Source organism: Actinomadura sp. NPDC048032 (assembly GCF_040653175.1).
Classification (GTDB): domain Bacteria; phylum Actinomycetota; class Actinomycetes; order Streptosporangiales; family Streptosporangiaceae; genus Spirillospora; species Spirillospora verrucosospora.
This window is the reverse complement of the sequence record NZ_JBEZJP010000413.1, coordinates 1-7,362: the sequence shown is the minus strand read 5'-3', so window position 1 is coordinate 7,362 and position 7,362 is coordinate 1. Positions and strand designations below refer to the sequence as shown.

The 7,362-nt window shown below is 74.8% G+C and carries 6 protein-coding genes; 2 read left to right on the top strand and 4 right to left on the bottom strand.

Translation table 11 applies throughout. The features are described 5' to 3' along the window. On the top strand, nucleotides 1-852 hold an 852-nt coding region (locus AB0C69_RS34780), incomplete at its 5' end, for a trypsin-like serine protease (protein WP_360359385.1). A 289-nt stretch (nucleotides 853-1,141) separates the two neighbouring features. Continuing rightward, nucleotides 1,142-2,188: a S1 family peptidase gene (locus tag AB0C69_RS34775; protein WP_345187574.1), complete on the top strand. Its 1,047-nt coding sequence runs from the start codon at nucleotides 1,142-1,144 to the stop codon at nucleotides 2,186-2,188. 78 nt (nucleotides 2,189-2,266) lie between these two features. On the opposite strand, the gene AB0C69_RS34770 is transcribed toward AB0C69_RS34775, so the two are convergent. From AB0C69_RS34770 to AB0C69_RS34755, 4 genes are all read right to left on the bottom strand, one after another. Next, a complete protein-coding gene (locus AB0C69_RS34770; RefSeq protein WP_345187576.1) occupies nucleotides 2,267-3,001 on the bottom strand; it encodes an alpha/beta fold hydrolase in 735 nt (244 codons plus the stop codon). Further along, nucleotides 2,998-3,657 carry a GNAT family N-acetyltransferase gene (locus AB0C69_RS34765; RefSeq protein ID WP_360359381.1) on the bottom strand — a complete coding sequence of 220 codons (660 nt, stop codon included), beginning with the start codon at nucleotides 3,655-3,657 and terminating at the stop codon, nucleotides 2,998-3,000. The genes AB0C69_RS34770 and AB0C69_RS34765 overlap by 4 nt, the downstream gene beginning before the upstream one ends. Beyond that, nucleotides 3,650-3,859 (bottom strand): MbtH family protein, encoded by a 210-nt coding sequence (locus AB0C69_RS34760; protein ID WP_345187580.1) that lies wholly within the window; start codon nucleotides 3,857-3,859, stop codon nucleotides 3,650-3,652. The genes AB0C69_RS34765 and AB0C69_RS34760 overlap by 8 nt, the downstream gene beginning before the upstream one ends. A 22-nt stretch (nucleotides 3,860-3,881) precedes the next feature. Then, nucleotides 3,882-7,362: amino acid adenylation domain-containing protein (locus tag AB0C69_RS34755; protein WP_360359378.1), on the bottom strand; the 3,481-nt coding region annotated here is incomplete at its 5' end.

Genomic DNA, 7,362 nt, shown 5'->3' with positions numbered 1-7,362 from the left:
TACGCGGCGCTGCGCCTGCGCATCAACAACTGGCGCTGGGCCGACGTCCCGTTCTACATCCGTTCCGGCAAGGCACTGGGCACCACCGACCTGAAGAAGGTCCTGGCCGCGCTCAAGCGCGACGCGACCGTCCCGGGCACCGCCTGGGCCGTCGACCCGGCCGCCAACCAGGTCGTCCTCACCATGGACGGCACGGTCAGGGGAGCCGGGCTCAGGAAGGTGCGCAGGGCCGCGGCCGAGCAGGGCGCGGCCGTGCGCACCACGCGGGTCGCGGGAACGTTCCGCATGTTCACCGCGGGCGGCGACCCGATCTACACCGGCGGCGCCCGCTGCTCGCTCGGCTTCAACGTCAGGAAGGGAGGCGAGTACTACTTCCTGACGGCGGGGCACTGCACCGAGGCGGGCTCCACGTGGACCGACGGGTCGGGGGGCACGCTCGGCGGCAATGCCGGCAGCAGCTTCCCCGGCGACGACTACGGCCTCGTCAAGTACGCCTCCGCCCCGGAGGACGCGCGGGGCGGCGTCACGGTCGACGGCGGGTTCCAGGACATCACGGGCGCGGCCGACGCCACGGTCGGCGAGACCGTGACCCGCAGCGGCAGCACCACCGGCGTCCACGACGGGCAGGTCACCGCGCTCGACCAGACGGTGAACTACCAGGAGGGCAGCGTCGGCGGCCTCATCCAGACGACGGTGTGCGCCGAGCCGGGCGACAGCGGCGGCCCGCTGTTCGCCGGGTCGAGCGCGGTCGGGCTGACCTCGGGCGGCAGCGGCGACTGCTCGTCCGGCGGCGTCACGTTCTTCCAGCCCGTGTCCGAGCCGCTGTCGGCGTTCGGGGTCGAGATCTACTAGCCGGCCCTCGGCGGCCCGCCGGAGCTCCCAGGCGGCGGGAGGCCACGCGGGTTTCGGCCCTGGTCCTTTGGCCGTTTCGGCGAAAGGGCCGGGGCCGAACCTCGTTCTCGCCCGGCGAGCGGCGGCCGGGCATTGCCGGACTGACCACGCACGCCGCTCCGAGAGTGCCAACGCGAACGTGCCGAATTGGTCACCTTCTGCGTCTTACGCCCGCCTTGACCGTTCTTACACCATGTCGATGACCTCCGGCGCACCACTCGGGTGCGCCCTATCCCCCGTGGAGGCACAAGTGAAGATCCGTCACAGGCGCGTCCGCGCCGCGGCCGTCACCACGGCCGCGGCCGGCCTGGTGGCCACCACCCTGGCCGCCGCTCCCACCGCGTCCGCGTCCCCCGCCGCCCCCGCCGCTCCCGGCGACCTCGCGACGTCCCTGGCGCACCAGCTCGGAACCCGCAGCGCGGGCTCCTACCTCAAGGACGGCAAGCTGGTCGTCACGGTCACCGACGCTCAGGCCGCCCAGACCGTGCGCGCCGCGGGCGCGGTGCCGCGCACCGTCGCGCGCAGCGGCGCGGACCTGAAGAAGGTCGAGGCCGCGCTCAAGCGCGACGCGACCGTCCCGGGCACCGCCTGGGCCGTGGACCCGGCGAGCAACCAGGTCGTCCTCAGCGTGGACAGCACGGTCAAGGGCGCCCGGCTCAAGAAGGTCCGCGCGGCCGCGAGCAGGCAGGGCGCGGCGGTCCGCACCGAGAGCGTCGCCGGCAGGTTCCAGACGCTCACCCGGGGCGGCGAGGCCATCTACACCGGCGGCGCCCGCTGCTCGCTGGGCTTCAACGTCAGGAGGGGAAGCGGCTACGCCTTCATCACGGCCGGGCACTGCACCAACATCGGTTCGACCTGGACCGACAGCTCGGGCCGGACGCTGGGCCGCACCGCCGGCAGCAGCTTCCCCGGCAACGACTACGGCATCGTCACCTACTCCTCGACGCCCACCGACACGCAGGGCTCGGTCAGCCTCTACAGCGGCACCCGCGACATCACCAGCGCGGGCAACGCCTCCGTCGGCCAGACCGTGTACCGCAGCGGCAGCACCACCGGCCTGCACAGCGGTCAGGTCACCGCCCTCAACCAGACGGTGAACTACCAGGAGGGCAGCGTCAGCGGCCTCATCCGCACCACGGTGTGCGCCGAGCCGGGCGACAGCGGCGGCTCCCTGTTCGCCGGGAGCACCGCGCTCGGCCTGACCTCGGGCGGCAGCGGCAACTGCTCCTCGGGCGGGACGACGTTCTTCCAGCCCATCACCGAGCCGCTGTCGGTGTACGGGGCGTCCGTCTACTAGACGACCCCTCAGGAGGCTCCCCCTCAGCGACGGGCCGCCCCCGCCACGGACTCCCGTGGGGGCGGCCCGTCCGCCACGTCAGAGGGCGGGGACCTCCAGGGTCCGCAGCACCTCGGCGATCACGGCGGACCGCTGCTCGGCCAGGTAGAAGTGCCCGCCGGGAAGCACCCGGAGCGCGAACCGGCCGCGGGTGGCGCGCTCCCAGCCGCGGGCCCGCTCCCGGTCCACGTGCGGGTCGGCGTCCCCGATGATCGCGGTCACCGGGACGGTCAGCGGCGGCTCGGGCCGGTGCGCGTACCGCTCGATCAGCGTGAAGTCGTTGCGGACGTACGGCAGGACGAGCTCGCGCAGCTCCGGCTCCGCCAGCAGTTCCGCGTCGGTTCCCCCGAGACCCACCAGCTCGGCGACGAGGCCGTCGTCGTCCTTGTCGCCGACGCGCTCGTCGCCCCGGTCGTCGGGCGGGCGGGCCCCCGAGGCGAACACGTGCACGGGAGCGGCGCCCCGCTCCTCCAGCAGACGGGCCACCTCGTAGGCGAGGACGGCGCCCATGCTGTGGCCGAACAGCGCGGCGGGGCGGTCCGTCAGCGGCGCCATCGCGCCGGCGATGAGGCGGGCGAGCTGCCGGGCGTCGGTGACGAACGCGTCCGCCATCCGGTCGGCGCGCCCCGGGTACTGGACGGCCTGGACCTCGACGGCCGGGCCGGCCTCCTTGGCCCACGACCGGTAGAACACCGCCGACCCGCCCGCGTGCGGCAGGCAGAACAGCCGCATCGACGCCCAGGGGCGCGGCTCGGGGCAGCGGAACCAGGTCACGTGATCAACTCCTCCTCCTCGTGCCTGCGGCACTCCGCGCGGGGGTCGCCCGGCAGCGGCCACGGCGCGACCCGCGGGTCCGGCACGAGCTTCGGCGCGGTGCTCTCCGCCGCCACCTTAAAGCCCCGCCTCCGGTAGTTGGCGATGGCGTTCGGGTGGTCGAGGCTGCTGGTGCGCAGCCACACGCGCGTCGCGGGCCCGCCGGCGAGCGCCCACAGCTCGCCGCGCTGCCAGGCCCGGCGGGTGCACTGCTCGACGAGGTAGCCGCCGTAGCCGCGCCCGACGAACGCGGGGGTGAGCCCCACCAGGTGGATCTCGGTGTCGCCGCGGGGCTGCGCCTCGATCTCGAAGAAGCCCGCGATCGTGCCCTCGGCCATGGCGATCCAGGTGGACAGCTCCGGGCGCTCCACCCAGGCCCGCCACTGCTCGTACGTCCACGGGAAGCGGTCGGTCCAGCAGACGCGGGCGCCGACGGTCGCGTAGAGGGCGCGGCTGATGTCCGGGGACGGCAGCCCGGCGAGGGTGAACGTCATCTCGACGCCCGGCAGCGGTGCGGGCCGCAGGTCGGCGGCGTCCAGCATCTCCATCTCCCACTCGGTGACCGAGGGGATCCGCAGACGCCCGGTCTCCGGCGGCCTCCAGCCCGCCTCACTCACCCATGGCCTCGACGAGGCTCTTCGGCCGCATGTCCGTCCAGTTCTCGTCGACGTAGTCGAGGCACGCCTGGCGGGTGTCCTCGTCCTTGGCCACCGTCCAGCCGGCGGGGACCTCGGCGAAGGACGGCCACAGGGAGTGCTGGCCCTCGTCGTTGACGAGCACGAGGTAGGTGCCGTCCGGGTCCTCGAAGGGGTTCGACATGGTGTTCCTTTCCGTGCCTGCTTCAGCGATCCCGCGTTCCGCTGTGGAGTTTGTCGAGCTTGGCGGCCAGGACGGCGCCCATCTCGGCGGCCGGGCCCGGGTCCATGAGCAGGTGGTGCTCGGTGTCGACCGGGTAGTCCTCGATCTCGCCGTCCACGAGCGGCCCCCAGTTGGACGGCCCGGTGGGCGACTGCGCGGTGCGGCCCCGCTGGGCGGTGAAGAACACCACGTCGCCGCGGAACCGTCCCGGCCGGTACTCCCCGGCCTGCCGGAGCCCGTTCTCGTAGTTGCGGTAGACGTTGACCAGGTCGTCCTCGCCGAGGGTGGCGAGGGCGTCGTCGCGGTCGGCGAGGATCCCCATGATCTGCTCCATGTCGGGGTTGCCGTCCGGGGCGATCGCCCTGGCGTCGACGCCGATGCCCTGCAGCAGCTCGGGCAGGATCTCCCGCTCGTCCCCCGCGAGGTCCTGGCCGTGGTAGGAGTCGATGAGCGCGAGGAGCCCGACGGTCTCGCCCTCGGCCTGGAGCCGGACGGCCATCTCGTAGGCGACGAGGCCGCCGAGGGACCAGCCCGCGAGGTGGTAGGGCCCGGACGGCCGCACCGACCTGATCTGCTCCAGGTAGTCCCCGGCCATCTCCGCCACCGACTCCGGCAGCTCGGACCGCGTGAACGCGCGGGCCTGCAGCCCGTAGACGGGCTGGTCCGGCCCGAGGTGCCGCTGGAACTGCAGGTAGGGCCAGGCGAGGCCGCCGGCCGGGTGGACGAAGAACACCGGCGGGCGGGACCCGCGCGTCCGGATCGGGAGCAGCACCTCGAAGCCGATCCGGTCGCCCGGGTCGCCGGCCCTGGCGAGCGCCTCGACGGTCTGGTGGGTGAACACGTCGCGGGGCGTCAGCTCGACCCCGGCCTGCCGGGCCCGGGTGGAGAGCTTCAGCGCGGCGATGCTGTCGCCGCCGAGGTCGAAGAAGCTGACGTCGGCGGCGACCCGGTCGAGGCCGAGGACGTCCGCGACGAGCCCGCACAGCCGCTCCTCCTCCGGGGTGCGCGGGTCGCGGCCGCCGGCCGCGGCGTAGTCGGGGGCGGGCAGGGCGCGCCGGTCGAGCTTGCCGGTCGGGCCGACGGGGAACGTGTCCAGCCGGACGAACGCGGCGGGCACCATGTACTCCGGCAGCCGCGCCCGGACGAACTCGCGCAGGCCGTCCGTCGGCCTCCCCTCGCCGGCGCTCTCCGGGTCCCCGTCCTCCGGGGAGGCCGGAGCGGGCGCGATGACGTAGGCGACGAGCGCCTTGGCGCCGGACGCCTCCTCGCGGGCGACGACGGCCACGTTGGCGACGCCGGGGTGCGCGGCGATCGCCGCCTCGACCTCGCCCAGCTCGATCCGGAAGCCGCGGATCTTGACCTGGAGGTCGGCGCGGTCGACGTACTCCAGGTTCCCGTCGGGCCGCCACCGCATGAGATCGCCGGTCCGGTACATGCGGTCGCCGGGCGCGCCGAACGGGTCGGCGACGAACCGTTCGGCGGTGAGCGCGGGCCGCCGCAGGTAGCCGCGGGCGACGCCGGCGCCCGCGAGGTAGGCCTCGCCGACGACGCCGGGCGGGACGGGGCGCAGCCCCTGGTCCAGCACGTAGACGCGCATGTCGTCGTAGGGGCGGCCGAGCACCGGCGTGCGCTCCGCCGGGTCGGCGAGGGGCCCGCGCAGCGGCGCGGCGGTCGCGTACGTGGTGGCCTCGGTGGGCCCGTACACGTGGACGAGCTCGGTGTCCGGGCAGGCGGCGAGGACCTTGCGCATCGCGGCGGGCGACCCGGCCTCCCCGCCGGTCAGCACCTCGCGGAGCCGGGCGAAGGCGTGCGGGCGCTCCTCGCCGACGAGGTTGAACAGGGTGGTGGTGAGGAAGGCGGCGGTGACGTCCTCGGTCTCGATGACCTCCTGCAGCGCGGCGGCGTCCAGGTGGCCGGGGGGCGCGATGACGGCCGTGCCGCCGTTCAGCAGCGGCGTCCACAGCTCGTAGGTCGACGCGTCGAACGCGTGCGAGGAGTGGACGAGGACCCGGTCGTGGGCGCCGCCCCGCAGCCGTCCGTCGGTGGCGAGGGCGACGGCGTCGCGGTGCGTCACCATGACGCCCTTCGGCAGGCCGGTGGAGCCCGAGGTGAAGAACACGAAGGCGAGCTGGTCCGGGTGGCACGGCACCCCCGGGTCGGTGTCCGGCGCGCCGGCGAGGTCCGGGTCGTCCACGGCGACGATCCGCGCGGCGGCGCCGAGGGCGGCGGCCCGGTCGCGCATGGCCCCGTCGACGACCAGGACGGGCGCGCCGGCCTCGCGGACCGCCCACGCGATCCGCTCCGGCGGCTGGCCGGGGTGGACGGGCGCGTAGGCGCCGCCCGCCTTGAGGACCGCCAGGGACGCGACGGCGACGTCGGCGGACCGTTCGAGCAGGAGGGCGACGCACGTCTCCGGGCCGACGCCCAGTTCGATCAGCCGGTGCGCCAGCCGGTTCGCGCGGGCGTCCAGCTCCGCGTAGGCGATCGGCTCCCCGGCCGCGCGGAGGGCGGTCGCGTCCGGGTTCTTCGCGCACTGCGCGGCGAACCGGCCGGTGAGGGTGCCGGGGGCGCGGTCCGTCCCGGCCCCCTGCCAGTTCCGCAGGACGTCGGCGCGCTCCTCGTCGTCCAGGACGGGGATGCGGCCGAGCGGCAGGTGCGGCCGGTGCGCGACCGCGTCCAGGATGCGCAGTAGGCGCCGCATCAGCCGCTCGGCGTCGTCCCGGCCGAAGAGGTCGGGGCGGTGGTCGATGCGCAGGGACAGGCGGCGGCCGGGGACGGCGGCGAACGTCAGCGGGTAGTGGGTGGCGTCGTACCCGTCCACGTCGCGGAGGGTCAGCCCGCCGAGGTCGGCGCCGGCGGCGTCCGGGTCGAACGGGTAGTTCTCCAGGACGGTCATGGTGTCGAACAGCGTCCCGGTGCCCGTGAGGCGCTGGATGTCGGCCAGCCCGAGGTGGTGGTGCGGCATCAGCGCGGCCTGCTCGTCCTGGAGGCGGGCGAGCGCCTCGGCGACGGTGTCGGCGGGGCGGACCCGGACGCGGATCGGCAGCGTGTTGATGAACAGGCCGATCATCTGCTCGACGCCGGGGAGCTCCGGCGGGCGGCCGGAGACGGCCGCTCCGAACACGACGTCGTCCGCTCCGGTGAGGCCGCTGAGAAGCGCCGCCCAGGCGAGCTGCACGACCGTGTTCAGCGTGACGCCCTGGGCGCGGGCGCGCGCGTTGAGCGCGGAGGTGAGCTCCTCGGTGAGGCGGGTGCGGACGCGTCCCGGCGTGCCGTCGCCGGAGTCCGGCTCGGGCGCGCCGGGTGCGACGAGCGTGGGCTCGTGGAAGCCGTCGAGGGCGCGGCGCCAGGCGTCCTCGGCGGCGGCGCGGTCCTGCGCGGCGAGCCAGGCCAGGTAGTTCTTGTAGGGGGCGACGCGCGGCATGCCGGTGTCGTCGCCCCCGGCGAGGTAGAGCGCGAACAGC

What these genes read in the sequence shown, in the direction of transcription:
- AB0C69_RS34760 (WP_345187580.1), bottom strand. Translation starts at nt 3,859, where the DNA reads ATGTCGAACCCCTTCGAGGACCCGGACGGCACCTACCTCGTGCTCGTC.